30 protein-coding genes and 1 pseudogene are annotated in these 26,382 nt (G+C 52.0%); 3 read left to right on the forward strand and 28 right to left on the reverse strand.

The window, feature by feature from the left end:
* Positions 1 to 6: 6 nt before the first annotated feature.
* From SD71_RS00510 to hemE, 5 genes are read right to left on the reverse strand one after another with little or no spacing between them, the layout of a single operon-like run.
* Complete coding sequence (locus SD71_RS00510) at positions 7 to 1,266, reverse strand: molybdopterin molybdotransferase MoeA (protein WP_041058328.1); 1,260 nt, start codon at positions 1,264 to 1,266, stop codon at positions 7 to 9.
* A gap of 17 nt (positions 1,267 to 1,283) precedes the next feature.
* Positions 1,284 to 1,895, reverse strand: coding sequence for a molybdenum cofactor guanylyltransferase (gene mobA, locus SD71_RS00515; protein ID WP_041058330.1), 612 nt, complete (start codon positions 1,893 to 1,895; stop codon positions 1,284 to 1,286).
* A 12-nt stretch (positions 1,896 to 1,907) separates the two neighbouring features.
* Positions 1,908 to 3,368, reverse strand: coding sequence for a protoporphyrinogen oxidase (gene hemG / locus SD71_RS00520; RefSeq protein WP_041059582.1), 1,461 nt, complete (start codon positions 3,366 to 3,368; stop codon positions 1,908 to 1,910).
* A 2-nt stretch (positions 3,369 to 3,370) separates the two neighbouring features.
* Positions 3,371 to 4,312, reverse strand: a complete 942-nt coding sequence (gene hemH, locus SD71_RS00525) for a ferrochelatase (RefSeq protein WP_041058332.1) — start codon at positions 4,310 to 4,312, stop codon at positions 3,371 to 3,373.
* Positions 4,309 to 5,364, reverse strand: coding sequence for a uroporphyrinogen decarboxylase (gene hemE, locus SD71_RS00530; protein ID WP_041058334.1), 1,056 nt, complete (start codon positions 5,362 to 5,364; stop codon positions 4,309 to 4,311). The genes hemH and hemE overlap by 4 nt, the downstream gene beginning before the upstream one ends.
* 182 nt (positions 5,365 to 5,546) lie before the next feature.
* Here hemE and SD71_RS00535 point away from each other — a divergent pair.
* Positions 5,547 to 6,753, forward strand: a pseudogene (locus SD71_RS00535) (MFS transporter).
* Between the two features lie 231 nt (positions 6,754 to 6,984).
* On the opposite strand, the gene SD71_RS00540 reads toward SD71_RS00535, so the two are convergent.
* The 6 genes from SD71_RS00540 to SD71_RS00565 all read right to left on the reverse strand — a co-directional run bounded on the left by SD71_RS00540 (position 6,985) and on the right by SD71_RS00565 (position 13,785).
* On the reverse strand, positions 6,985 to 7,944 hold the full coding sequence (locus SD71_RS00540; protein ID WP_041058335.1) for an ABC transporter ATP-binding protein: 960 nt from the start codon (positions 7,942 to 7,944) through the stop codon (positions 6,985 to 6,987).
* On the reverse strand, positions 7,937 to 8,968 hold the full coding sequence (locus SD71_RS00545; RefSeq protein ID WP_041058337.1) for an ABC transporter ATP-binding protein: 1,032 nt from the start codon (positions 8,966 to 8,968) through the stop codon (positions 7,937 to 7,939). Before SD71_RS00545 ends, SD71_RS00540 begins: the two co-directional genes overlap by 8 nt.
* A 13-nt stretch (positions 8,969 to 8,981) precedes the next feature.
* Entirely contained in the window at positions 8,982 to 9,896 is a 915-nt protein-coding gene (locus SD71_RS23410) for an ABC transporter permease (RefSeq protein ID WP_041058339.1), read from the reverse strand.
* Positions 9,897 to 9,899: 3 nt separating this feature from the next.
* Positions 9,900 to 10,829 carry an ABC transporter permease gene (locus tag SD71_RS23415; protein WP_041058341.1) on the reverse strand — a complete coding sequence of 310 codons (930 nt, stop codon included), beginning with the start codon at positions 10,827 to 10,829 and terminating at the stop codon, positions 9,900 to 9,902.
* A 124-nt stretch (positions 10,830 to 10,953) separates the two neighbouring features.
* Positions 10,954 to 12,654 (reverse strand): peptide ABC transporter substrate-binding protein, encoded by a 1,701-nt coding sequence (locus SD71_RS00560; RefSeq protein WP_041058343.1) that lies wholly within the window; start codon positions 12,652 to 12,654, stop codon positions 10,954 to 10,956.
* A 489-nt stretch (positions 12,655 to 13,143) separates the two neighbouring features.
* Positions 13,144 to 13,785 carry an O-methyltransferase gene (locus SD71_RS00565; protein ID WP_041058345.1) on the reverse strand — a complete coding sequence of 214 codons (642 nt, stop codon included), beginning with the start codon at positions 13,783 to 13,785 and terminating at the stop codon, positions 13,144 to 13,146.
* A gap of 137 nt (positions 13,786 to 13,922) precedes the next feature.
* On the opposite strand from SD71_RS00565, the gene SD71_RS00570 reads away from it, so the two are divergent.
* Positions 13,923 to 15,896, forward strand: a complete 1,974-nt coding sequence (locus SD71_RS00570; protein ID WP_041058347.1) for an LTA synthase family protein — start codon at positions 13,923 to 13,925, stop codon at positions 15,894 to 15,896.
* A gap of 54 nt (positions 15,897 to 15,950) precedes the next feature.
* Here the strand turns inward: SD71_RS00570 and SD71_RS00575 are convergent, their stop codons facing one another.
* The 16 genes from SD71_RS00575 to SD71_RS00645 all read right to left on the reverse strand — a co-directional run bounded on the left by SD71_RS00575 (position 15,951) and on the right by SD71_RS00645 (position 24,751).
* On the reverse strand, positions 15,951 to 16,202 hold the full coding sequence (locus SD71_RS00575) for a DUF1450 domain-containing protein (protein WP_041058349.1): 252 nt from the start codon (positions 16,200 to 16,202) through the stop codon (positions 15,951 to 15,953).
* On the reverse strand, positions 16,189 to 16,491 hold the full coding sequence (locus SD71_RS00580) for a heme biosynthesis protein HemY (RefSeq protein WP_041058351.1): 303 nt from the start codon (positions 16,489 to 16,491) through the stop codon (positions 16,189 to 16,191). The genes SD71_RS00575 and SD71_RS00580 overlap by 14 nt, the downstream gene beginning before the upstream one ends.
* A 70-nt stretch (positions 16,492 to 16,561) precedes the next feature.
* Entirely contained in the window at positions 16,562 to 16,801 is a 240-nt protein-coding gene (locus SD71_RS00585; RefSeq protein ID WP_041058353.1) for a hypothetical protein, read from the reverse strand.
* Positions 16,802 to 16,820: 19 nt separating this feature from the next.
* Complete coding sequence (locus SD71_RS00590; protein WP_235426937.1) at positions 16,821 to 17,936, reverse strand: M14 family metallopeptidase; 1,116 nt, start codon at positions 17,934 to 17,936, stop codon at positions 16,821 to 16,823.
* A gap of 133 nt (positions 17,937 to 18,069) precedes the next feature.
* Positions 18,070 to 18,882, reverse strand: a complete 813-nt coding sequence (gene racE / locus SD71_RS00595) for a glutamate racemase (RefSeq protein ID WP_041058355.1) — start codon at positions 18,880 to 18,882, stop codon at positions 18,070 to 18,072.
* A 160-nt stretch (positions 18,883 to 19,042) separates the two neighbouring features.
* Positions 19,043 to 19,384, reverse strand: coding sequence for a YtxH domain-containing protein (locus tag SD71_RS00600; protein ID WP_041058358.1), 342 nt, complete (start codon positions 19,382 to 19,384; stop codon positions 19,043 to 19,045).
* A 6-nt stretch (positions 19,385 to 19,390) separates the two neighbouring features.
* Positions 19,391 to 19,885 (reverse strand): hypothetical protein, encoded by a 495-nt coding sequence (locus SD71_RS00605; protein WP_041058360.1) that lies wholly within the window; start codon positions 19,883 to 19,885, stop codon positions 19,391 to 19,393.
* Between the two features lie 147 nt (positions 19,886 to 20,032).
* Complete coding sequence (locus SD71_RS00610) at positions 20,033 to 20,677, reverse strand: helix-turn-helix transcriptional regulator (protein WP_041058363.1); 645 nt, start codon at positions 20,675 to 20,677, stop codon at positions 20,033 to 20,035.
* A gap of 122 nt (positions 20,678 to 20,799) precedes the next feature.
* Positions 20,800 to 21,225, reverse strand: a complete 426-nt coding sequence (locus SD71_RS00615; RefSeq protein ID WP_041058367.1) for a DUF86 domain-containing protein — start codon at positions 21,223 to 21,225, stop codon at positions 20,800 to 20,802.
* A 16-nt stretch (positions 21,226 to 21,241) separates the two neighbouring features.
* Positions 21,242 to 21,367, reverse strand: coding sequence for a hypothetical protein (locus SD71_RS25355; protein WP_268747693.1), 126 nt, complete (start codon positions 21,365 to 21,367; stop codon positions 21,242 to 21,244).
* A 13-nt stretch (positions 21,368 to 21,380) separates the two neighbouring features.
* Complete coding sequence (locus SD71_RS00620) at positions 21,381 to 21,668, reverse strand: Dabb family protein (protein ID WP_041058370.1); 288 nt, start codon at positions 21,666 to 21,668, stop codon at positions 21,381 to 21,383.
* 55 nt (positions 21,669 to 21,723) lie between these two features.
* Positions 21,724 to 22,104 carry a cupredoxin domain-containing protein gene (locus SD71_RS00625; protein ID WP_041058374.1) on the reverse strand — a complete coding sequence of 127 codons (381 nt, stop codon included), beginning with the start codon at positions 22,102 to 22,104 and terminating at the stop codon, positions 21,724 to 21,726.
* 125 nt (positions 22,105 to 22,229) lie between these two features.
* Positions 22,230 to 22,445, reverse strand: a complete 216-nt coding sequence (locus SD71_RS00630) for a hypothetical protein (protein WP_052475811.1) — start codon at positions 22,443 to 22,445, stop codon at positions 22,230 to 22,232.
* 78 nt (positions 22,446 to 22,523) lie between these two features.
* Positions 22,524 to 22,919 (reverse strand): phage holin family protein, encoded by a 396-nt coding sequence (locus SD71_RS00635; protein ID WP_052475812.1) that lies wholly within the window; start codon positions 22,917 to 22,919, stop codon positions 22,524 to 22,526.
* 69 nt (positions 22,920 to 22,988) lie between these two features.
* Complete coding sequence (locus SD71_RS00640; RefSeq protein WP_052475813.1) at positions 22,989 to 23,705, reverse strand: class F sortase; 717 nt, start codon at positions 23,703 to 23,705, stop codon at positions 22,989 to 22,991.
* 8 nt (positions 23,706 to 23,713) lie between these two features.
* Positions 23,714 to 24,751 carry a sugar-binding protein gene (locus tag SD71_RS00645; RefSeq protein ID WP_041058377.1) on the reverse strand — a complete coding sequence of 346 codons (1,038 nt, stop codon included), beginning with the start codon at positions 24,749 to 24,751 and terminating at the stop codon, positions 23,714 to 23,716.
* A 210-nt stretch (positions 24,752 to 24,961) separates the two neighbouring features.
* Here SD71_RS00645 and SD71_RS00650 point away from each other — a divergent pair, with 210 nt between their 5' ends.
* The gene (locus SD71_RS00650; RefSeq protein WP_041058380.1) at positions 24,962 to 25,300 is read left to right on the forward strand and encodes a L,D-transpeptidase; all 339 of its coding nucleotides are present in this window, start codon (positions 24,962 to 24,964) and stop codon (positions 25,298 to 25,300) included.
* 97 nt (positions 25,301 to 25,397) lie between these two features.
* Here SD71_RS00650 and SD71_RS00655 read toward each other — a convergent pair whose 3' ends face one another.
* Positions 25,398 to 26,057: a class II aldolase/adducin family protein gene (locus SD71_RS00655; protein ID WP_041058383.1), complete on the reverse strand. Its 660-nt coding sequence runs from the start codon at positions 26,055 to 26,057 to the stop codon at positions 25,398 to 25,400.
* Positions 26,058 to 26,382: the final 325 nt, after the last annotated feature.

The raw sequence follows: 26,382 nt of genomic DNA on the forward strand, positions 1-26,382 counted from the left end.
CGCCCCCTATTCGATTCGCCATGCCGTTACCAGTTCACCCTGCTCCAACGTTTCTTTCAGAGGAGGAATTTCGATCAAACAATCCGCGCCGACAATGGTGGTCATGAGGCTCGATTTATCCTCTCCGGTCGGTGTCACCCAAACCATCCCGTCGCGCACCTCGCTGCTGCCGCGAATATATCGGCGGAACGCATTCACTTTAGGGAATTCCGCGCCAAGCCGGGCTGTGAATGATTTCCCATATGGATTGCTCACTCTCTGCATCGCTTTCAGCGCCGGTAAGACAAACAGGTTAAACCCGACGAAACAGGCGCCGGGATTGCCGGACAGTGCGATCAGCAGCTTGCCGTCCAATACGGCTGCCGTTGTGGGGCTTCCCGGCCTCATCGCCACCTTGTTGAACAGCATTCGTCCGTCCCAGTTCGCCAGCACATCGACCATCACATCATAATCGCCAACGGAGACACCGCCGGTTGTAAGCAGCAAGTCACATTCCCGCAATCCTTTCTCCACAAGCGTTCGCGCCGCCTCTATGTCATCCGGCACTTTGCCTAGCATCACCGGTTCCACATGGGCTGCCTTCAGCAGAGCGGCGAGCATAGGAGCGTTGCTGTTGCGGATTTTGGCCGGTTCCAGCGGTTCATCCACCTCAAGAAGCTCGGAACCGGTGGACAGCACACCGACCCGCGGACGCCGTGTGACGGATACAGGCGCGCAGCCGCACGCTGCGAGCAGTGCGGTTTCACCTGTACCGATCAACTGACCCGCTTCCAGCAATCGTGCTCCGGTTTGCATCTCACTGCCGATTTCTGAAATATTATTGCCTGCCGGCACGCGTTTGGAAATGAGGACGTATGAATTGCCTTCGCGCTGTTCCGTTTTGGTCATTTCCAGCATAACGACGGCATCGGCGCCTTCCGGCACCATTCCGCCCGTCATGATGCGGCACGCCTGCCCCGGTCCGAGCGGAAAGCGAGGCGCCTTGCCTGCGGGAAGGGATTCCACAACGATCAATTCTGCCGGGCCATCCGCTGCAGCATTCATTAAATCTGCCGTCCGAACAGCATAACCATCCATTCCCGAGCGTCGGAACGGAGGAAACGGATGGGGCGCGGCAACCGGCTCGGCCAAACGCCTGCCCCAAGCCTCAAGCAGCGGGACGGATTCAACGGGCAATGGGCGAACATGTTCCAGGATCAGCCTCTGCGCTTCCTCCGGCTGCAGGGCATGGCGATGAAACCTTTCAGGATTAGGATCAGGCTGCATAGCGCTCGCTCCTTCTTTTATTCCTCACGATATAAAAGCTTCGCTTGATTGTATTGTTCAGGCGTATCAACATCATCGGCAAAATGTAACGGTATACCGCGATCCTTAAACTCCTGTTCCTCGATACCGCACCAACTGATGCCTTGCAACAGGGAAACGAGCTTTCTTTCACCACTGAGAATTAGCGCCTCAACAGAATCGGCAAGCGCTTTGCGGTACAGTCCATGCAGAGGTTGAAGCCGTCCTCGGATGACAGGGATTACAGCTTGAAAGCTTCCTGCCTCCATCCGCTCGGACAAAAGAAGTGCGGCATCCACACTGATAAAAGGCTGATCGCACGCCATTAACCAGACAGGGTCGTAAGTTGCGGCCTTCAATCCGGCATGCAAACCGGCGAGCGGACCCTCTCCTACGAACCGGTCGGCTGCAATCCGCACAGGCTTGCCGGGAGAGATACGATCTCCGAAGGCTTTGTCATTGGAAACGACGATAATTTCATCGGCCCATCGGCCGGCAATCCGAATCTGCCGGTCAATCAATGTGCCGTCGCCCCAAGGAAGCAAAGCTTTATTGACGCCGCCCATACGCCGTCCTTGCCCGCCGGCCAAAATAACAGCGGATACCGCCATGGAGCCGCCCCCTTAACGCACAGATTGGATGAGAGCCGCCGCGGCTTCTCTTCCTTGCTCGACGCAGTCGGGCAAACCCACCCCGCCGAATGCGGCTCCCGTTGCCAATACGCCGGGAAGCCGGCGGGCAAGAAGCTCGCGCAGCGCAGCAATAGCGTCCACATGGCCCACAGGATATTGCGGCATCGAATGTCGCAGCCGGGTAATCTCTACAAATACAGGCGCTGCGGACAAGCCCATCAAATCCTGCAAGTCCCGGCGCACCGCCGCCGTTAACTCCTCATCCGGCAATTCCACGCCTTGTTCATCACCTGCACGCCCGACATAACAGCGGATGAGCCGCTTGCCTTCCGGCGCCGTATGCAGCCACTTGGCCGAAGTCCAAGTGCTTGCGGTAATCTGCCGATTCTCGGACCGGGGCACAAGAAAGCCGGAGCCGTCAAGCTCGGCGCCGAAATCTGCCGCATCATAGCCGAGCACCACATTGGCGACCGAGACGTAACGGATATTCGTAAGCGCCGCCGTCTCCATGTGCGGTTGGAGCAGATCTACAGCCGCATACGCAGGCAGTGTACTAATGACACCGTCCGTCTCCAACGTGCTGCCATCCGATAATTCCAATCGATATACCGCTTGCTTACCGTCTATACCCGATGCTTTGGCGAGCGAAACGACGCGGGCACCGAGACGGATGTCACAGCCTTCCGAGCGCAGACGCTGTGCGAGCGCTTCGACGATCGTCGACAATCCCCCGCGAAAAGTAAGGAACACCGATGCAGGCAAAGTACCACCGGCCGCTGGCACAGCCGCTCCTGAATTTATCTGTGCGGTTTTGCGGTTCTCAGTCATTCCGCGGATGAGACTGCCGTACTGTTGTTCCATCTCCTTGAACTGCGGGAAAGTCGCCTGCAAACCTAAACGGTACAAATCGCCGGCATGAATTCCCGCTAGCAGCGGTTCGAATATTCCGGTCACCATTTCCCGCCCAAACCGCCGCTCCAGAAAAGCGCCGACGGATTCATCGCTCGTATCGCTGCTGCGTGGGATGTCCATCTCTTCGAGCGCGCGCCGTTTGCCCTCATCGGAAATCAGCCCGGTCTCCATAAACTTATCAATATCCGCTGGAATGCCTAACGTCAGCCCTTGAGGCATCGGATGCAGCACCCCGTTCCGCGCGATATAAGTTTTCTTGGCGGCAGGGTTCGTGCCGGTCAATTCCTCTGTCAGCCCAAGCTCCTCAGCCAGCCGGATCATCGGGAGCTTGCGGCCGAGAAAGGAATCCGGGCCGCGTTCGATGACGAACCCGTCTCTGAGCAGCGTATTCACTCGACCGCCTAGTCTGTCGGATGCTTCGAGAACCGTAACCTCTGCGCGCTCTCCCCGCTCAGCGGCGTATTTCATTAAATAAAAAGCGGCGCTAAGGCCGGTGATGCCGCCGCCCAGAACCGCCATCCGGCGTACTTGCTGCGTTATCATCATTCACTCTCCTTAAGCGCCGCCAGCACCGACTCAGCCAGTGCAGTCATATATTGAGCGTCGTCATTCAGCATTCGAATCCGCTCAAGTCTCATACCGCGTTCCTCAGCGAACTTTCGGGCTTCAATATCGAGATCATACAATACTTCCAGATGATCCGACACGAAGCCGACAGGGGCGACGAGTACCGATTTCACGCCTTCGCCGTTGAGCCGGTCCAATGTCTCCAGAATATCCGGTCCGAGCCAAGGCTGCCCGGTTTGGCCGGCGCTTTGCCATGTGAACTCCCATTTCCGGACACCTGCCTCCTCTGCGACTGCACGCGAGGTTTCCAGCAGCTGCTCGGGATAAGGATCCTTCATCTCAACAATTCTTGCCGGAAGACTGTGGGCGCTGAACAGAACCATCGTGTCTTCCCGCGATCCGCCAAAACGATCCAATCCTTCTTGAACACGGCTGCTGAGCTCATCGATTAACTGAGGATGCAGGTGATATTCACGCACGGTTTGCATCTTAATGCCGTGTTTTGCCGCTTCTTCCTCTGCGCGCTTCATATACCCGCCCACACTCATAACGGAGTACTGAGGCGTCAGCACGATCGCCACGGCCTTCTTAATTCCATTTGCAGCCATCGCGGCTACTCCGTCTTCAATAAATGGAGAAGCATGCTTCAGCCCTTGATAGCACACGAATGCGCCTTCACCGGCGAGCTCATCAAGCGTCCGCTGCAATGCGGACACTTGCCGGTCGGTATTTTCCCGCAAAGGGAAAACGCCGCCGACAATCGCACGATAACGCGCCGTCAAATCTGCCAATTGCTCAGCGCTGGGCGGATTGCCCCGCCGGATGTGGGTATAGTACGCTTCCACGCCTTCTAAGGATTCGGGAGTTCCGTATGACATCACGAGAACTCCAATTGCGTTGCTCTCTTTCGTACTCACGGCTTCACCCCCGCGGCGATGCGGCTTTCCGAGTAGGAATGAACGAATTCCGTCAACTCACGCAATTTCTCCAGCGAAGCTTCCGGGTATAATCCGTGTCCAAGGTTAAAAATAAAGCCGGGCTCCTTCATTCCTTCATCCAGCAAACGACGCGCATGCTGATGAATGATCTCGGTCGGAGCGGTCAATACATACGGGTCGAGATTGCCCTGAACAGCGAACTTGCCTGCTGTGCGAAGACGACCGTCCGTTAACGAAACGCGCCAATCCAGTCCCACGACTTCCGTTTTCAGACCGGTTAAGTGAGGCAGCAGTTCCCCGGAGCTCACCCCTGGGAAATAGATTTTGGGAATGTCCAGATCGGACAATCTGTCGAAAATATGCTCAACATGAGGAAGCACATATTCCTTGAAGTCGTGAGGCGCCAGCGAGCCTACCCAGCTGTCGAACAGCTGCACTGCTTTCGCACCTGCCTTCACATGGGCGCGCAAATAGTCCGCTGCCATATCGGACAGCTTGCTCATGAGGCGATGCCACACTTGCGGTTCACCGTACATCAGCGCCTTGGTTTGCAAATAAGTTTTGGTCGGACGTCCTTCCACAATATAGCTGGCCAAAGTAAACGGTGCGCCCGCGAACGTAATGAGCGGCACCTCCAGCTCCCGATCCAATATCGCGATCGTCTCCAGAATGTGAGCCAGGTCGCCTTCCACATCGATGGGCTTCAGCCGATCCACATCGCTGGCCTGCCGTACCGGATTTTGAATGACCGGTCCGATATTCTTCACGATATCGAAGTCAATGCCAATGGAAGCGACGGGATTCATAATATCGGAATAAAGAATGGCGGCATCCACCCCCAGCTTGCGCACAGGCATTAAAGTAACCTCTGCCGCGAGCTCCGGCTGTCTGCAAATCTCCAGAAGCGTATATTTCTCTTTTATTTTGCGATAATCGGGATCGTAACGGCCGGCTTGCCGCATGTACCACACAGGCACCCGATCCACGGCTAGCTTGCGGCACGCTCGTAAAAAACGATCATTATAGCTCATTTAGCGTCCTCATTTATTCGATGGAATGGTTAATCTTTGCTTTCATTATGCCCTTTTTGCCGTCCCCGAACAACCTCGAACATCCCGCCGACTATGACAATAGTTTGACAATGGGCGCAATGCCCCGTGTCGGGCATGTGCTATACTGTCGTTATTGAGCCTTGTAATGAAAGGAGAAACAGATGCAGCGGTGGAAAATTAATCTGGTGGTTTTGTCCGGCGGCAACTTCCTGGTGATGGCCGGAATGACCATGATTATGCCATTCTTGGCGCTCTACATACAGGAGCTGGGCGTTACGGATGAGCACGCGGTCGGCGTTTGGGCCGGTTTGATTTTTGCAGCGAACTTCGTCACAGCGTTTCTTTTTCAACCGATTTGGGGAAAGCTTTCGGATCGTTACGGCCGTAAAATGATGCTGCTGCGTTCGGGGTTCGGGATGGCGATCGTCATGCTGTTGATGGGCTTTGCGGCGGCGCCGTGGCATCTCCTCGTGCTGCGGCTGCTGAACGGCATTATATCCGGTTTCGCTCCTGCGGCGGTCGCGCTGGTTGCGGCCACAACGCCAAAGGAAAGAATGGGCTTCGCCATGGGGACGCTTCAATCAGGCGCTACTGCCGGAACGATATTGGGGCCGTTCATCGGAGGTCTGTTGGCGGACACCTTCGGGTTTCGCCCGATCTTCTATATCACGGGCTCGCTCTTATTCGTAGCCTCCGTGCTCTCATGGCTGTTAGTGAAGGAAAACTTCGATCGCGCCGCGGCTTCCAAACGTGTACAGGTCAGCGTGTTCAAAGGGCTGCGTGAATTAATCGTCATTCCTCAGCTCCCGGCGCTGCTGTCTGTGACATTCCTCATCCAGTTTGCGATGCTAAGCCCAATGGCTCTTATTCCGCTTTATGTGCAGCATCTTCATGGCACAACCGAGAATCTGGCGTTTTATGCCGGGTTTGTCGGGTCTGTAACCGGCATCTCGAATATGGTCTCCGCCTCCGATCCTGGGACGTCTCAGCGATCGCATCGGAGCGTCCCGCATACTGATTTACTCCATTGCCGGAGCCGCGTTGATGCTAATACCCCAGGCATTCGTCGGATCGGTCGGCGAGCTGCTCGTTTGGCGCTTTTTGCTTGGGTGCTTTATGGGAGGCCTAATCCCCACTGTGAATGCGCTCATCCGTCGCTATACGCCCGACGGAATGGAAAGCCGCGCCTTCGGCTTTAACGGCAGCGCCATGAGTCTCGGCAACATGGCCGGTCCGGTGGTGGGCGGCGCGTTGTCCGGTCTCATCGGCATTGAAGGGCTGTTCCTTCTCGCAGCGGCCCTCTTATTCATCACCTGCGCCTGGGCATCCCGAAGCCTTCAAGTCCCCTTAACGAAAAAGAGCTTGTAACCCTTAACGAAAAAGAGCTTGTAGTAATTGCATTGTATTGACAGGCAAAGAGGGGAAAGTGTCTCCTGGAGGAGCGAGAGCGTGTCCCTTTAAAATCGTGAAATAACCTTAAGAACCATTCAAATTTCACGATTTTAACAGGACCCGGAAGGAGATACTTTCCCCGTAAAATCAGCCGATCATAGCAAAAAATTAGGGTGGCCCAAGACAACTTGGACCACCCTTTTTCGTCTAGGTGTGCAAATGACAAGCGACGAAATGCCCAGGCTCAACTTCCTTGAACTCAGGCATCACTTGCGCGCACACATCCATCGCGAATGGACAGCGCGTCCGGAACGGACAGCCGCTCGGCGGGTTCAGCGGGCTCGGAATTTCTCCCTTAAGGATAATTCGTTCCCTCTTCCGCTGCAGCTGAGGATCCGGAATCGGAATCGCGGATAACAGCGACTGTGTATAAGGGTGCAGCGGCTTTGCATATAATTGCTCGGAAGGCGCAACTTCCGCCAGCTTGCCCAAATACATAACGCCGATACGGTCGGAAATGTGTTTCACCATTGCAAGGTCATGGGCGATGAACAGATACGTCAAGCCATGTTCCCTTTGCAGCTTCTTGAACAGGTTCACGACCTGCGCCTGAACCGAAACGTCAAGCGCGGAGATCGGTTCGTCGGCAATGATGAACTGAGGCTCGATCGCCAATGCGCGGGCAATTCCGATCCGCTGGCGCTGGCCGCCCGAAAACTCATGCGGGAATCGGCTCGCGTGTTCCTCGTTCAATCCGACATCGTTCAGCAGCTCGCTGACGCGCTCCCGGCGCTTTTTACCGCTTGCCAGACCATGAATATCAAGGCCTTCGGCGATAATATTACCGACGGTCATACGCGGGTTAAGCGAAGCATACGGGTCTTGATAGACCATCTGCATATTGCGGTACAACTGCTGCCTTTGTTTCCCCTCAAGCTTGCGAATGTCTTTGCCATTGAACAATACTTCGCCGTCAGTCGCCTCATACAGGCGAATGATGGTACGCCCGGCAGTTGACTTACCGCAGCCGGACTCTCCGACAAGTCCGAAGGTTTCCCCTTTATTGATGGCAAAGTTAACCCCGTCCACCGCTTTTAATATTTTACCGTCGCCCAAGTTAAAATGTTTCCTTAGGTTTCTTACTTCCAAAATGGGTTGTTCAGCCATGGGTGCGACCTCCTGCTTCAATCGGCCGCTCTACGTTCGGCGCATCCTCGTGGAGCAGCCAGCAAGCGGAACTGTGAGTATCTGAAACGCGGAAATGTCCGGGGTCGATCTCGGTGCATACCTTCATGGCATAGGGACAACGTGCTGCAAAAGCACAGCCTTTCGGCGGTGCGAATAAGTCGGGCGGCGTTCCCGGAATGGATACGAGCGCGCTCTTGGTGTCGCTGTCCAATCGCGGAACCGAGCGAAGAAGACCCCAAGTATACGGATGTTGAGGATTATAAAATATTTCGTCCAAATAGCCCTGTTCGACAACTCTTCCCGCGTACATGACCAGGACACGCTGCGCGATTTCAGCGACAACCCCGAGATCGTGCGTGATGATAATGATCGACGTTTCCGTCTTTTTCTGAATATCCCGCAGCAAATCGATGATTTGCGCCTGAATCGTAACGTCGAGCGCCGTCGTAGGTTCGTCGGCAATGAGAAGCTTCGGATTACAAGCGAGCGCGATTGCGATCATGACCCGCTGGCGCATACCGCCGGACAGCTCATGCGGATATTGATGAAGCCGCTCATGCGGATTGGAAATGCCGACAAGTGCGAGCAGATCGGACGCCCGCAGCAGCGCTTCTACTTTCTTCACCTTTTGATGTTTGCGAATGCCTTCTGAAATTTGCGCTCCGATGGTCATCGTCGGATTGAGAGAGGTCATCGGATCTTGGAAAATCATACCCATCTCTTCCCCGCGCACATGTTCCATTTGAGAGTTTGTCAGCTTCGTAATTTCATGCTTGCCGTCAAACAATATCGACGATCCTTCTTTGATGATGCTGGGCGGTGTCGGATTCAATCTCATAATCGTCTGGGCGGTAACGGATTTACCGCAGCCGGACTCTCCGACGATTGCGAGAACTTCCCCTTTATTCAAGGTGAATGAGACGCCGCGGACCGCTTGCACTTCTCCCGCATACATCTTGAAGGAGACTCGCAAATCGTTCACTTCAAGTATAGGCTTGGCCATACGACACGCCTCCTTATTTTCTCATTTTCGGATCGAGAGCGTCACGCAGACCGTCTCCCAATAAGTTAAAGCTGAGCAAGATTAAACTGAAAAGAATGGTAGGGTAAAGCAGAAGATGAGGTTGGTATCTCATCACTTGGGCGCCTTCGCTGATCAGCTTACCTAAAGAAGCCATAGGCGGCCTGATACCAACCCCGACGAAGCTAAGGAACGCTTCGAAGAAAATGGCTGTCGGCACAACGTATGTGAGTTGTACGATTATAAGTCCGAGCACGTTCGGCACAAGGTGCCTCAAGATAATCCGTGCCGGCCTGGCGCCAAGCGTCCGGGCTGCGAGAACGAATTCCTGTTCCTTAAGAAGCAGCATTTGACCTCGTACGAGCCGCGCCATCGTTACCCAACCGGAGATGGCATAAGCGATAATAATCGAGCTGATACCCGGACCCATAAATACAATGAACAGGATCGCCAGCAAAAGAAGGGGTATCGCGTAAATGATTTCAAGAATACGCTGCATGATGTCATCGACACGGCCGCCGAAGTAAGCGGAAATGCCGCCGTAAAGGACACCGACAACCAAATCGATCGCCGCTGCGGCGAGACCGATAAACAATGAAATCCGAACGCCCCACCAAACCCTCACCCAAAGATCGCGGCCTAATTGATCGGTACCGAACCAGTGCGCGGAGGAAGGCTTCAGAAACGTATCTTTCAACACCTGGGTCTTATAATCATGACTGCTGAACATAGGTGCGAATATAGCAAACCCAGCTAAAATAATGAGAACGATCAAGCCTGCCATTGCCATTCTATTTTTTTTCAAACGCCTCCATGCGTCCTGCCAATAAGTAACAGAGGGGCGGACGATCGCTTCGACGTTTGCAGTTTTCTCTGCCGGTTGAAACTTTTCTTTCGAGATTGCTTCCATCGTCTACCTCCTCCCCGCGACACGGATACGCGGATCTACCAATCCATAAACGATATCCGTAACGAACATCACCACTACCAATATGGATGCGTAGAAAAGCGTCAGTCCGGTGATCATCGTATAATCATTGGAATATATGGATTCTACAAACTGGGCTCCTAAGCCCGGTACGGCGAATATTCTTTCTACGACCAGCGTTCCCGTTATTACGTTAACCGCAATCGGGCCGAGAATGGTAACGACCGGAAGAATGGCATTCCTGACCATATGGTTTCTTACGACAGCTGTAGTGGACAGACCTTTGGATTTAGCGGTCTTGATATAGTCCATACTTGACACTTCCAGCATAGAAGCCCGCATCATACGCGCCAGGATCGCAATCGTACCGAAAGACAGCGCTATGGCCGGCATGATGCGATGCTCAGGACCATCCCAGAGACCCGGTGGCAGCCACCCGGCTTTAACGCCTACATAGAGCGAAAGCAGCGGTCCGACAACAAATGAGGGAATTGAAATGCCGACCAGAGCGACGAACATCGCGGAATAATCGCCCAATTTGTTATGCTTCAGAGCGGCAACGGTGCCAAGAGTCAAGCCGACGATAATAGCAAGAAACAGAGATTCAAGTCCGAGCTCCAATGAGGCTTGAAAGGATTTGCTGATCACTTCGGCTACGGTACGTGTCGGATATTGATACGAAACGCCGAAATCCCCTTGAGTGATGTTGACTACGTACTTCAGATACTGCTTCCATTCAGGCTGATCCAGCCCATACTGTTGAATGATGATTGCCAGAGCTTCCGGCGGCAATTTCGCCGAAGCGTTGGCGAAGGGGTTTCCGGGCAGCAATTTCATGAGAAAGAAAGTGGCCGTAACAATAACCCACAAGGTAATGATCATGTAGATGATACGGCGCACAGCGTACTTTAGCACAACCATTCCCCCTTTCAGTAACGATATGAAAATTTTTCCTTAAAGTATTAAGAACATGAAAGAAGCCGTCCTATAAACGGCCTCTTTCATGAATTGCTAGTTGTGCAGTTGTGAAAAGAGCGATTTATTCTTCAATCGAAGTCCATTTCAATTCGAATTCCACGCCGTAAGGAGGCTGGATCAAACCTTTGACTTTCGGCTTAACCATGATGTTCAGCGTACGATAGTAAAGCGGTGATACCGCAGCTTCGTTCATCAGGATTTTTTCTGCTTCGACAAGGCTCTTTGCACGGTTTTCCAGGTTTGTGTCTGATTGTGCGCCCTTAACCAACTTGTCATACTCAGCGCTGGACCAATCTTGAGTATTGAAGGAACCGCCAGTCAGATACATATCGAGCCATGTCATCGGATCGTTATAGTCTGCGCCCCACAATGTGGACACGATTTCGTAGTTTTTGTTCAATTCAAGTTCAAGACGGTTGGCGTGCGGCATTGGAGAAGTTTTAACCTTAACGCCCAGGTTTTGTTCCCACTGGCCTGCCAAGAATTCCAACACTTTAGGACCTGTGCCGTTGTCATCTCCGATGATTGTTAATTCAGGCATTTCTTTCAGTCCTGCTTCAGCCAGTCCTTGTGCAAGCAATTCTTTTGCTTTAGCCGCATCGAAAGGCTGCTCAAGATCGCCGGCAACTTTACGGAATTCCTGACCGTTTCCATCCAGGTTACCGCTAGGTGTATAACCTACTGCAGCTGTATTTCCTTGCAGTACAGTATCGACAAGACCTTGACGATCGATTGCCGCTGTATACGCTTGGCGGATCTTCACGTTTTTGAAAGCTGGAACTTTCGTGTGCTGGAAGTTCACGTAACCTGTTACAAGCTCTTTCTTACGAACCAATTCTTTATTATCTTTCAACTGCATGTATTGCGTTCCATCAAGAACCGTATAGTCGGCTGCGCCGGTGTCGTACAGGTTCAATCCGGTAGCGTTGTCTTTAACGACGTTCAAAGTAACTTTATCTAATTTGACATTGGCTGCATCCCAGTACTTAGGGTTTTTCTCGAGAACGAGCTTTTGGCCGTGATCCCAAGTTTTGAGAACGAAAGGACCTGCGCCCAATACTTTGTCGGCATCGGCGCCGCTTTTCTCGTTGCCCCACTTGTCAACGAATTCTTGCTTCTGCGGATAGAAGTTCAAGAATGCGAGAGTCGAGGTAAAGAATGCGACCGGTCTCTCAAGCTTGATTTCCAAAGTTTTTTCATCGAGTGCTTTAGCGCCCAATGCTTCCTGAGCTTTTTTAACGTCTTCAGGAGTTTTAGCCGTCATTACAGCCTCTCCGCCTTTGATCCATGCGACCATGAAAGCGTAAGTCGCTTTAGTGGCAGGATCCAACGTTCTGCGGAAAGAGTATACAAAATCTTGAGCGGTTACCGGAGTACCGTCTGCCCATGTGATTCCGTCGCGCAATTTGACTGTGTAAGTAAGTCCATCGGGTGAAATTTGCGGCAGCTCTGCAGCAAGAGCCGGCTGCGGCTGCAAATCTTTATCCAAACGGTACAATCCTTCGCTGATTGCTCCAAGGATGGTGAAGGAAGACGAGCTTTCGGCAATGGATACGTCCAGAGCCGGCGGATCCGTACGGTAGTTGATTACCAATTCTTGCGGCCCGGTAGGTTTAGCGGATGCGCTGCCTGATGCAGGTGCGCTGCTGTTACCAGCCGACTCAGAAGCGTTGCTGCCAGAGTTGTTGCCGCTGCAAGCAGCCAATAGGCTTCCTGCAAGTGTAAGTACGAGTGCTGTTGACGTAAACTTCTTGAACTTCATACCTTTGCCTCCCCATTTTTCTTCAATGTTCTTAGAAGCGTTTTCAGTTGGTGCAAATTGCAAATCCCCCACCTGGTTTCGGTGTATTATTTTGCAAAAATCAACTCCTGAAATTACTTTGAACATTTCAAATATTACTATATAACCTGCGGAATCCGCAATAAATTAATTACAAAAAGCTGCTTTAAAACCGCTTATGTTATAAAAATTGACATCCACATAACAGGAAACGTTTTCTTTTACTGAATTATAATTTATCCCAGTGCATATTTATCCAAATTTCTCAAACCTGCGATAAAGCTGTACAATCAAACTTCTCACCTTTACAATTTTTTTCTATTAAATAGCAACAAATTGTAATTTTTGGGTAATAAATTTGTAATATATTAAGTAAATTTTTTAATGAAAAAATGAAAACGCTTTATATGCATTCCTTAAGTAAATGAAGTCCCTTTATACGTAGCGGGTTTTAGAGGTTGACACCACTTTTCACGCTTTTTTATGCACTCTCGCTAAAGCCAAGCCGTCATAAGCCGGCAAATGGGTGCCTATGAGATACGGGTCCTGTGCGATTCTCCGATTGAATTCACGCATCGCCGACACGGATGGCCCCTGCTTGTCCGGATTTACCGTCCGGCCTCTTAGAAGAGTATTATCCGCGGCGATCATCGCACCCTCATTGGCAAGCGTTATACACCGGTCCAGGTAATTAGGATAATTCTCCTTGTCTGCGTCAATAAAAAAGAAGTCGAACCGCGCCCCCTCCGCTTCTAACTGCCGCAAGCTTAACATTGCGTCGCCAACCATATATTGAACGCGATCACCGAGTCCCGCATCCGCTAAATTCGACTGCGCAATCGCGGCATAGTCCTCACGGAGCTCCAAGGAAACGAGCCTCCCGCTGCCGGTCAATCCCCGGCCCAGACAAATGCCGCTGTATCCGCCGAGCGCACCGATTTCAAGCACGCTGTGGGCGTTTGACATTTTAACCAGCAGGGTGAGCAATCTGCCATAGCCGGGAGCGATGGAAATATCCGGCATCCCATGTGTGCGAAGGTTATCCTTAACTCTCTCCAATTCCGGATCGGCAGGAAACAAGGAATCGAAGTAAGACTCAGCAGATATGTCCATATATAACACCTTCCATCTCCGATTTTGTAAAGCGATACAACAAAAGCTATACTGATTTTATTTGGAATTTACATTGCGTTAACAATAATCATGATCGAGCGGTTCAGCGCTCAGATCCAAGGAATGGTGATCGTTACATGTTCGCGCAGTTACACACTGCTTCCCGCAAAGGCCTCCGACTAAGTCTGGATGGTCTCCGGCTGTGGCCCTACTGGTCTATAACCCTGTTAATCGTCTCGATATTATATAAATTAAACTGGCTCGATCATCAATTTAACGTCGGCGGCATGAACCATTGGAAGTGGAAGGTTAACCTCGGTGCCATGTTTTTCGCGACGTTTTGGATCGTTTTTTTGGGACGGCACGGACGTCTGATTGCAGTGGCGTTGGTGGATACCGTACTCAGTTTTCTATTATTCTCCGATTTGGTTTATTTCCGCTATTTTAAGGATTTTATCTCCATTCCCGTACTCCTGCAAGCCGGCCAGGTGGGAGAGCTGGGCGACAGCATCTGGAGCCTCATACAGACGAAGGACTGGCTGCTTTTCGCCGATATCCCCGTTGCGGCGGTCATGGCTGTTTGGGCTTTGCTCAGGATCAAATCGGAACGCCGGTCCAGAGCCCGGGTTTCTCATGCAACCGCGCGCAGACCGATGCTGTACAAAACCGTTGCCGCCTTCATTGCGCTCGTATTGGGATGGTCGCTTATCTATTTTCCGGTCGAGAGTCAAAAGAACGGCTGGGCTCGAGGCTTATTCACAGGCAACTGGTGGAACGTTCCGATTTATAATGTAACCGGCTTGCTCGGCTTTCACGGTTATGACACTTACCGTTATGCCAAGGAGCATTGGTTCGGCGGCGGGCTCTCTGAAGAACAAACGCAGCAAGCGGAAGCATGGTTCAAAGAACGTCGAAAGCTTCAGGAACAAGCGGAGTCCGAGCCGTTATTCGGAGCATATAAAGGGAAGAACGTCCTGATCGTGCAAGCGGAAGCATTCCAGGAGTTCGTCATCGGACAATCGGTGAACGGTAAAGAAATAACGCCGAACTTGAACGAGCTGATCAAAAAAAGCGCCTATTTCCCTAACTTTTATCATCAGACGGCTCAGGGCCGCACTTCGGATGCGGATTTCGCCACAAGCTGCTCCATGCATCCGCTGCCCACCGGCTCGGTATTCATACGTTTTGCCGGCAACACTTTTGACTGCATGCCCTCCATACTGAACGGCGAAGGCTATGATACGACCGTGCATCATGCGTACGACGGAAGCTTCTGGAACCGGCATAACATGTACAGCGGGATGCAATATGACAGATTTTACACGGTGAAAGACTACAAGATCGACGAACCGATGGGATGGTCGTTAGGTGACAAATCGTTTTTCAGGCAAACGATAGATCAGCTGAAGGAGAGAAACCATTCGCCATTTTACGCGTTGACGATCACCTTGTCGAGCCACCACCCGTACAACCTGCCCTATTCCAAACGTGAGCTGAACGGCGGTGCTTTCGACGGAACGATGTTCGGAGATTACCTGCAGTCGGCGCACTATGTGGACTCCGCCGTCGGCGAGCTGGTCGATCTGTTAAAGAAGCAGGATCTTTGGGATAATACGATTCTCATTTTTTATGGAGATCACGACAATTCGATATATGACTGGAAGCCCTATGAGAAGTTGCTAGGCAAGCCGGTGACCGCTTTGGACCAAGACGCAATAGTGAAAAAGGTTCCTTTTCTCATTCACCTGCCGCGAGATGAGCATGCCGGCATCGTGGGCAAGGCCGTCGGTCAGATCGACACCGCTCCTACGTTAATGCAACTGCTCGGAATTCCGATGGATGACCGTTATATGATGGGTGTGAGCATGTTTTCGCGCGCGGCCAAACCCGTCGTATTCCGCAATGGAGGCTTTACGGACGGCCGAGTGTACTATGTGCCGAGCGCAGACGGCATTGCCGGCAACGGATCATGCTATGCCCTGCCTGACGGCAGTGCCGCAGATCCGGCTTCCTGCACCGCTCCGGCTGAAGCGGCCAAACGGGAACTCGAAGTTTCCGACCGTGTCATCGAGCATAACTTGATTTCCACGTTTCGCGGCAAAGAGAAATAAACACCACCTGCAGGACTCTTCCATCCATCAAAAAAGCGGCCGTTCGGCCGCTTTTCATATTTTCAAATATTTGCGCGCTTTCTCGATCGCTTCGTCTTCCGTAGGCGCCGTCACATAACGGCCGTTGACAAACACGAATGCGTAGCGTGAGCACGGTCCGCAATAGGACTTGCAGCCCACTTTGACTTCGGTGCCCGGCGACATTTTATCAAGCTTCGACAGCATGGATTTCACGCGCATATGCTTGCATTTGTCGCAGATCCGAATATCGTTAAGCGCAGCAGAGGTGCTTTCAATGCTCTCCATGGTTACCCTTGCTTGGATTCGTAATGACAAATCCTTCTTGCGGAAAATATAAATAATCGATTTTCACACCGTCGAGGAACTCATCCCCTTTGGCTAACAGAACATCGATTTCTTTATCCGTCGACACGAGCTCATCCTTGTCGGTCTGCTCGCCCATATCCATTCCGTAATGTGCGTGATCTCCGTGACTGTGCGTTACGAATACGCGCAGCTTTTTGCCCGCATTCTCCGGCTTGTCCAATTCACGGCGAAGTACATTCGCTGCATTGCGAGTAATTTTGCATTTCATCTGGCGTTCCACTCCCGTCTGCTTTATCCTCTTTTATTGTAATGAAACGCCCGGTATCATGCAACATGCATCATATTTTTTCCGAACCGTACTTGCGTTCCATCGCCCGCGCGAACCAGGTTGCCGCAATTGCCGTGACCGCGGCATCGTCAATCGGCATAAAAGGCATAAAGTCAGGAAGCACCCAATAGAGCGCCACCGGCACGATGAACAGCAGCTTATCCTTAAGGGCAATGCGATCGGAGCGCAGAATACGCCAGACGCGGCTGGGCAGATGTCTCCATAACGCGAACAAAGATCGGCGGGGCATAACCGGGCCTCCTTTTCACCTAACTTTCATCAAGTTTACCCCACCCCGCCTGAAACGAATCACCTCGGCGCGAGTCCAACGCCTCAGCCAGCAGCTTTGCGATGTCGTCATAAATGTCGTCAAAATCGTCCAAACTGAGCGGGTTGTGCCCCCAGCCGGCTTCAACCGTAAAACCGGGCCTGCCGAACTTTGATATAAACCAGTCTTTGTATCCGGCATCGCTGCCTTCCAAATAAACGGCCCGATAACCGGCAGCCTTCGCCATTCGGTGCGCCCACTGTTCCGCCTCAGGCGGCTCACAGCTGCGATAATTCCAATATATCTCCTCACCCTGAGTATGGAGCGCAAGAACGGCATCGAAGTCCATTCGCTCCGTCCATTCCGCAAGCGCCGATGCTTCCGGCTCCGATAACGGCGCAGGTCCGCCGTAATCACGGGGGCCGGGCGCGCTCACACCCCGACGCTGCCTCTCTTCATCCCAATGCGCGGGAAATTGGTCGTTCAAATCCACCCCCCTTGCGTTCGATTTCCAACGATGAAACCGCGTGGAACCCCGATTCCACCGGAGCAATTCATCATAGAGCGGATGTTCAGGGTGTAGCCCCTCTTGCGCCAGCTGCGCTCCATCGGGATTCAGCATGGGGACGATCCACAGACTGCAACGGGAGAAAAGATCGGCAGCCGGTTTGCCCCCGATGGTCTTACCGCGCTCATAAGCCTTCGCATAATCCTCCGCAAATTTCATCAGCAGCAGTGAGGTGATCCATTCATTCGCATGACAAGCACCGTTGAAATGCCAGAGGAAAGGACCGCTGCCTATATTCAGTGCGTGGAGCGGTTGACTGAGCACACTCCGCCCGATTACTCCTGCTTTGATAGACGGGTAAACCTGCGACAATCTTTGTATGTCGCCGCTTAACTGCGCCGGACCGTATTCGGCCGCGGTCATTACGATCGTATCCGGATCATGGTTGTGCGCAAGCAATGGAATGTTAATGGTTTCTCCCGGGACAATCGGAGTCTTGGGATCCCATTGCGGATTGGCAGACATGAGCGAAATCCGGGTGATACCGAGATTCTGCGCAATCCTCCTCGGCGTATCCCTCTGTTGTACGACATAACGTCCCTTTGTCACTTTAGACGTCTCCTCCCTCATTTTACGTTTACTTGATGTATGAGGGCATTCTCCCGAATATGACCGCACGAAAAAAAGAGCGCTTGCTGCGGCCACCCTTTAACGGATGCCATGGCAAGCGCTCGTTTAAACGTTACATACTGATATGAGGGACTTGCCAGATGACAGGGGTCAAACGGATTTGCTCGCCCAGCCAGTTCTGTGCGATGTCTTGAAACTTGCGGGAATCCCCGCTGCAGAAAAATTGGTGAACGGGAACTTCGTCTCTGCCGGCCAATTGATGTTTTTCATGCAAAATCGTGCTGATTTCGCGCGCCGTTTCCTCGGCGGAATTGATTAATGTTACGTCGGAACCCATCGCTTCCGAAATGGCGTCGGACAGGAAAGGGTAATGAGTGCATCCGAGAATGAGACAATCCATCTCGTTGTTCCTGAGTGATGCCAGCGAAGCCGATACGGTCTCATAAGTTTCCGGCGAGAGGAAGTTGCCGTCCTCCACGAGGGGAACGAACGCGGGACATGCCCGGCTCACGACTGCAACACGCGGCGACAAGGTTTTCAGCGCCGTTTCATAGGCTCGGCTTTTGATCGTTCCTTCCGTGCCGATGACGCCTACCATGCCGCTTTTGGTCCGCCCGATTGCTGCACGGGCGCCGGGATTAATGACGCCTACCACAGGCAGATCGATGCGGCTGCGGATATCCTCAAGAGCCACCGCCGTTGCTGTATTACAAGCGATGACAACCATTTTCGGTTGATATTGAACGAGATAATCAACAATTTCACGGGTAAAGGATATGACTTCTTCCGCCGGCCTCGGGCCATAAGGGGTTCGTGCGGTGTCACCGAAGTATAGTATTTTTTCCCTGGGAAGCTGACGCATTACTTCTCTGACGACTGTTAGTCCGCCAACGCCGGAATCCAGGATTGCGATCGCCTGCTGCACGTGAACACCGCTTTCTGCAAATATAATGATGTCGATTCTCGATAGATTATGACCTACAGATAAAAAATGTACCTACATTTTAGCCTATAAAAGGACAAGCTTCAAGCAAACAACAACGCCGCGCGGCGGGAGCAGGCGGCGTTGTTGCACGATACGGCGGCTATAATGCCGCGGAATTGTCGTCGACAAACGTTTGTGTTTCCGACACATCATCGGCGGCTGCGCCGTTTTTGGGCGACCGGATATCGGTTACGAATCGTCCGGCAGCCGCTTTGGCGTCCACCGCGAAGTCCGTCGTTCTTTTGGCTAAGGTCTGCACCGCGCTTCCGGCCTGGCGGCTTATATCCACCGTCTTCTCCCCGACTAGCTGCGCGGTGTCGGTAATATCTTTTCGCAGCTCACGACCTGGTTTCGGAGCAAATAATAGAGCGGTCACCGCACCGGTAACTACTCCCGTGACTGTGCCCCAGAAAAAGGATTTCAGCGCCTTTTTGTCTGCCATGAAAATTCACTCTCCTTGTGATGGATCCGCACTCGGCCCCGAATTCGGCAAACAGTCGGCCGGCCCGCGTCCTCCGGTCCGCTTCTTCCAAAGCTGCCGGATATTTCGGCCCAATTGAATCCAATCCTGAGCCTGGAGGCCGTTGTCATCTTCACGCTCTTCAGCAGCGGCGATGCCGGATCCGGCTCGGTGTTTCCATATGCCTGCCACCTGGGACACGGAATGTGCGGCTGCCTGCGCCGCCTCGCCGAGCACTCGCGCCCCCTCCGCAAGTGCAGCAAAGCCTTCGATGTTGCGGCGGCCTGCACGCACGGCACCGGCTGCCTCTTCAGCCAACTGCCGGCACTCCGTTAATGCGGCTTCCGTCTCTCGGGAGAGCGTCTCTACGTTCCCGGCAATGCGCTTCAACAGCCTGCAAGCTTCAACAATGCCCCATACGCACGCTGCGGCGATCGCGATAACCGCAAACGCTATTCCGTAAGCCGTCACATCCCATGCCATCCGTTGCCGCCTCCTGTTTTACGGTACCCGGGCGAATGCCCATGCGGTTAATGACAGTATAAGAAGGCACAGCTTGTATTGACACAAGGGACAACAAAATAAAAAGGGTTTCTCTGCTACGGAAGCAGATAGACCCTGACAATAACATTATTGAGCTGCGCTCTTGGGGCGAATTGCATACGTACAGCGCCCTCCGCCTTCCGCCAGACATTCCGTCCGCTCTACCTGGGCGTCCAGCAATGTTTCAAAAAGCTGCTGTTCGCATCTGCAGGCCTGCCGATACCGATTCGCGACTTGAGCGATCGGACAATTATATTCATGTAGATGCAACGTTCCGCTGTCTTCGGCTCTCTCCCACTCCGTCATATAGCCGCCTGCGTTCTGAATGGACGTTAGCTCGGATACGCGATCCTCCAAAGGTTTATCCTGCATCTGAGGCCGATAGCGGTCTTCCAGCTTGTCGCGTCGGCCTTGAAACATCAGATCGATCACTTCCGGACCGCCCGTCTGTTCTTCCAGTTCGCTTAACAAATCCAAAGTAAGCTGCGGATAGTTTTTCGGAAACAGATCGTCCGCCTCGGGCGTTAAGCTATAACTATACATCGGACGTCCCATTGCCTGCCTCACCAGAGTGGATCGAATAAGGCCATCCCGTTCCAAAGTGTGAATATGGCGGCGCACCGCCATCTCGGTAATGCCGAGCGGTTTGGATAATTCACCGATTCCGCAGCTGCCTTGCGTCTTAAGCAGCTGAAGCAGCTGGCGTCTTGTTGAATATTGTTCCTCCGCCATGAGCATTCTCCTCCTTTTCACACGGCCTGTGTATCCGTTCCATCGGAATAAAGGGTGTTTTGGCTTAATTGTAGCGGAAACGGAGCCGTCCGTAAATCGCCAAATCAAAGGAGAAACCGAATCTAAGCGTCCAGCTCTTGGTGCAAATAGTCGCTGACCTGTGTCGAAAAAGCGTTCAAAACCGCAGGCAGTTCCGCAGACAACGGATGCAGCTCACGACGCGGCCAGCTGTCGTATTCCTGTACGAGTCTCTTTCGGAGTGCGGCAAGCCGGCGAAGCGGTTCAGCAACCTCGCCGGAAATCACCTTTTCGGTCGCTATAATCTCAATGATATCCTCATAGCTGCTTGCATCTCTCATCAGAAAACCGTCAATCAACGCATTGCCCACATCGGTTACGATTTCCGCAGCCAAATGAAGAGCACGTTCCTGAGCCAAGCCTTCTATCAATGTGCCTTTCCATGAGGCAGCCGCCCCGGAGAGCGCCTCGCCCACTTCAGGTAAGCAGTCCAGCCGGCTGCGAATGCTTTCCCTATTGACATAATACATCGAGGTCGGCCCCCTGTTATTTTCGTTTGCGCTTGTTCCTTCGCTTTAACCAGATCGTCATGACCACCGCGCTAATCACAATAACCAGCAGATAAGTCATCATCTCGTAAACGTCACGCATGCTTGCGGTATCTTCTGCCACGGGAATCTCCCTCTCAGCTCTCGTAGTCCACGCTGACCGAAGATTCACGGACAGACGCCATATGCTCGATGACCGGTTGATGTACAGGATGGGCCTGATAAGCCTGCAGAGCTTCCATGGAATCGAATTTCGTGATCAAGGCAATATCATAAGAGCGGTCGGAGCGGAGGAAATCGGTCCCGACCTCTATGTGCCGAAGCACATCGATTTTCCCTTCCATACTGCGCAGAACTTCTGCCGTACGCGCAATGCTATCGGGAGTGCGATCTTTCAACTTAAACAAGACCATGTGTGTAATCATAGTTATTCCCTTTCTTTCATTATTAAAAAGGAGCCTTTACGGCTCCTCGTCGTTATTACTCTACAATTATTACCGATTTCATGTTCGGGTGCCCTGGTCCGCACATAATGGAACATTTCAGTTCATAAGTACCCGGCTTATCGAAAGTGACTTCCGCGACCGGATTGTCTTTATCCAGCTTGACGTCAAGACCTTGGAACTCGACACCATGATTGCCCAGGCTGTTGGAGAATGAAATCTTATAGTTGGTGCCTGCTTTAACCTTGTACTCTTTCTTGTCAAACTCAAAGTTAGTGGCGGTGATTTTCAGCAATTCCTGGCCTGGTTTCAATCCGCGAGACTCGTCAATCGGCTTGTCGGGCAATCCCGTCGCTAACAAGAACACGCCCATAACGCAAGCGACCGCGATCAAAGTAGAAAATAGCCATTTATGCATCGTGTGCTCCCCTGCTTCCCTTGCGAATTATCTCCTACTATATTACCTAAAAGAAGCGTTTGAACTCAAGTGCATATGAGAGAGATGAGATAACTTTTTTTAGTTTTGTCAAAATGATGAACGATTTAACCGTACCTGCGTGCCCGGCCCACAATGCGGAAAGCCAGCACCCTGTCGCTGTGAAACAGCCGAATGCCGCGCCGCAGATAGCAGTACGCCCGTATATTGCCGCCGCTCACGGAATCCACCCTTATACGCCTCTGACTGATCGCGCCCGTGCGATCAAGATAAATGATCAAAGCCACATCGCCCGTGTGACGGGATAACGGATGAATGTCCATTGTGAACCCCTCCAAGCATTATACGAACTTATGTTCTTATTATAACCAAAAAAAAATAACCGACACAACACCGGTAGATTATTCCTTTCCCACTCGATCCCGAAGGATTTGGATGACCTTACGTAAGCTGGGAGGCAGGGGGACTCCAATGCGGCCGAAATTTTCAATGACGGAGAGAAGTTCGTTCACAATATAAAAATACACCGCGCCTCCCATGACCATTTCGGTGCCGAGCAGCACGTCCACACGGTGAGCAAGCAGCACAACGAGCAGAATCAAGCCCTTTTTAAATAAACCCCAGAAGCCGACCTTGCTATCCAGCCCGCTTCCGTCCCGTATCGCGGCTGTTACGCCGGTTATATAATCGATAGCGATCAGAACCGACAACAGAGTGAGTGTTTCCGTCCACTGTCCAAATGCGAAAGTCATCGTAGATCCCAGTAATATACTTCCCACGCCTAGAAAAAGATGCATGTCCGCTCCCCCCAGAGAGAAAATTTTCTACATTATATTCAGGGAGGACAAGGAGGGAACGGTGCTTCTTTAAGAAACAAGCTCGGCAGTCACCACCAGCCGTTCTTGATGCGTGCCTTCGGAACGGCTGTACGCACCGGTACAGGTTATTACATTTAAGAGCGGCGATTTGGAAGGCCCGAAAATTTCCTCGAGCGGGGCATCGTCGTACGGGTATTTAGCCGTGGCGATCACTTTAAACGTAAGCTTCTTGTTATGTTTGTCGGTAAGGACGATCTTATCGCCTTTGCTCAACTCGCGAAGCTTATAAAATACCGCCGGCCCGGTTTTGCTGTCCACATGTCCGGCTAATACCGCGTGTCCCGGTGTGCCCGGGCGATATCCAGGCGCGAACCAGGCGACGTCGTCATCATTCTTCGGCACGTCCATGGCTCCGTCTTTGGTTAAACCGAGCGAGATGACATCGGCTTCTATTTTAAGGGATGGAATGTAAATCGCACTGGGAACGATCCCTTCATGTGAAGCGGCAGACGCCTTGCCGGTATCGGACTTGATCCCCTTTGCCGGCTCTTTGACCGCAGGGACATCGTTAGACGGATCAGGAGATTCCGAAGACACAGTCGCAGCTGCCACAGAAGCCATTGGTGCGTCAGCAGCAGACGCGGCAGGTTTCTGCGTCGAGCCGCAGCCAGTGAACAAAACGCATATCAACAGCAAAAATACGGGCACTTTGAAAGAAAGGAGAGAAAGCCGCAGGGCTTTCTCTCTATTAATAAAGCTTCTCATAGCTGACCTCAATCGACCTGCTCGCTGGCACCGCCGCCACCGGTTTTCGGCATTGCGGATGGAATAGCGCCAGTGCTTACCCCTAGAACCTCACCGCCGGTGTTGCCCGTACCGCTGCCCGTATCGGTACCGGATCCGCCGGTCGTTCCACCCGTCGCCGAGCCTGGGCCGGTGACGACTACTGTTCCGCCGGTGCTTGTTCCGCCGGTTGGTGTGGTTGTGCCCGGATTCGTTCCGGTGTCAACGCCATCCTCGAAGGAGCCGATGATTCTGCCTCCATTCAGCGCGCCGATGAGCTCCACCTTCACTGTCCCCAGCTTCTTTCCAGCATTCATGTTCGTGTTGCCGCCGACAGTAACTGAGCCGTTGCCGTTACCATTGCCGGTCACATCGAGTTCCATCGAGCCTTCAAACAATGTTAACAAATTAAGAACCGTCGGCTTGATTTTTGCAACTTCTTCTGCCGTAAGTTCGATGATAAATTCGCCTTTCGCATCCGCTTTCACTTTCCCAAGCGCTTTCAACACTGCTCCAAAACCGATTTTCACGTCTTTTTCAAGCTTCTTGCCTTCCTTGTGTTCCCATGGAAGTTCCAGTTCGATTACGACATTGTCTCCGGATACAGCTTGGGCTTTCACAAGGTTATCCCCTTTGAACCATCCAAGGTGAAGCCCGTTGTCATGGCGCTCGATCAGGTTCGGATAGACGAGTGATATGGAACCGTCCGCATCCACTTTACCGTCCGAGTTGTACCAAAGACTCAGCAGTGTAGGGATTTTCTCTTTGTCCCACAACTTTGCCGCCCCTTCGAGTTCAACCAAGACGTACAAGTGGCCGTCGTCCCACATTAAACGGTAAAAGCCTTTTGCGCCGGTGGTGGCGTCATTGAATGCGATTTTGTCGACTTCCTGCCACTTCGCATCTATTTTACCGTCGATGCTTAGTACGCTCTCTACGTGTGACCCAGTGTCCCCCGTTGCGTATGCGCTTGCGGGAATTGACAGAGCCACCGCCGCCGAAAGGATGATTGAACTCCACTTTTTCATGCTCCCATTCCTCCTGTCCCAATTCGGGAATATATGTCATTCTTCCTTCTTTTCACCACGTCAAGGGTCTTTAAAACAATAAAACGACCCATTTTTAAGAAAAATAATAAAAATATGAACGGACGCTCATTATTACAGGAAAATCCATTGGGGTTCATCAGAGTCTTTTGCAAAGCAATGCACATAGCATGGAGGTAAAGGAGTGGTGGAATGCCGAAATACGGAATTATTGTGGATTTATCAGAGAGAAAATTACATTTGCTGGACGGAGCTAATGTAGTAAACACATATCCGGTGGCTATAGGCAAAATGCTTACTCGCACTCCTACTGGACACTATACGATCATGAACAAACAGCCAAACCCCGGCGGTCCGTTCGGTGCCTATTGGATGGGTTTGTCCAAACCGCATTACGGCATTCATGGCACGAATAACCCATCTTCGATTGGAAGAGCAGTTAGCCACGGCTGCATTCGGATGTACAATGAAGATGTCGTGCAATTAGCGAATACGGTGCCGATTCATACCCCCGTAACGATTAGGCCTTAAGGACCCGTTTGAAAGCTTAATTGCCCGGGTAATTAAATAGAATTGCATTCAAAAGGGGGCCCTGAATCAGGGTCCCCTTTTACTTACGCGGCTGTAGTTATAATTCCGGCTGTCTCCCTTTAATGCCGTATGCGCTTCTTCTGTTTACCAGTATATCGACCTTATCCTTCGGTATTTCATCCACATTGCCGAGGAGCTTCGCATGAAATACGACCTTTGCCAACATCTCCAGCGAATCCATTTTGTAGTACGCGGTCATGAGATCTTCACCGACTGCTACAGCCCCGTGGTTTTTGAGCAGGAAACAGTCATGGCTGTCGATTATGCCGCTGAATGAGGCTGACAGCTCGGGAGTGCCGGGTGTCCCGTATGGAGCGATCGGCACTTTGCCGAGCTCCAGAATCGCTTCCGGCAAAATGTAACGATCGAGCGGAATGCCGGCTACCGCAAAGGCCGTTGAAATCGGGGGATGCGCATGCACGACGGCTCTTACATCCGGACGGGATCGGTAAATCGTCAGATGCATCAATGATTCGGAGCTCGGTTGATATGTACCCTCGATGATATTTCCTTCCAGGTCGATAATCGTGAGCATGTCCGGCTGCAAAAATCCTTTGCTTTGGCGGGTCGGAGTCATCAGAACCCGATCGTCGGCGATTCTGGCGCTGATGTTGCCGTCATTGGAAGCCACCCATTCCTTATCATACATTCTCTTCCCTATATCGATGATTGTGTTTTTCAATTGTTCGATTTTCATAGCTCCCTCCATTTCTCGTACTCCCCTATACTTTAGTCGGTGGAATCGCGTTTATGTATAATATATATCTTGATGGGTAACGTATGTATATAGGCTTGATAAGCGGCTTTCCAAAAAGGAGTCTGAATAGACAATGTTCGATTGGGTCAGGCGGGTTAATTTACTCTGGTTCTTCTTCTTTTTTGCTCGCTTTTCATATGCTTCTCTATTATGCACAAGGCACTCCCAACTGGTTCTTTTGTCGTTTTTGACGGCATCTGTGGTCGACACCTTGATCCTTGGGGCCTTGCAGTTTCTATTGTTCGGGATTAGAGGGCGGCAGAGA

This window comes from Cohnella kolymensis (genome assembly GCF_000829465.1).
GTDB lineage: Bacteria > Bacillota > Bacilli > Paenibacillales > Paenibacillaceae > Cohnella > Cohnella kolymensis.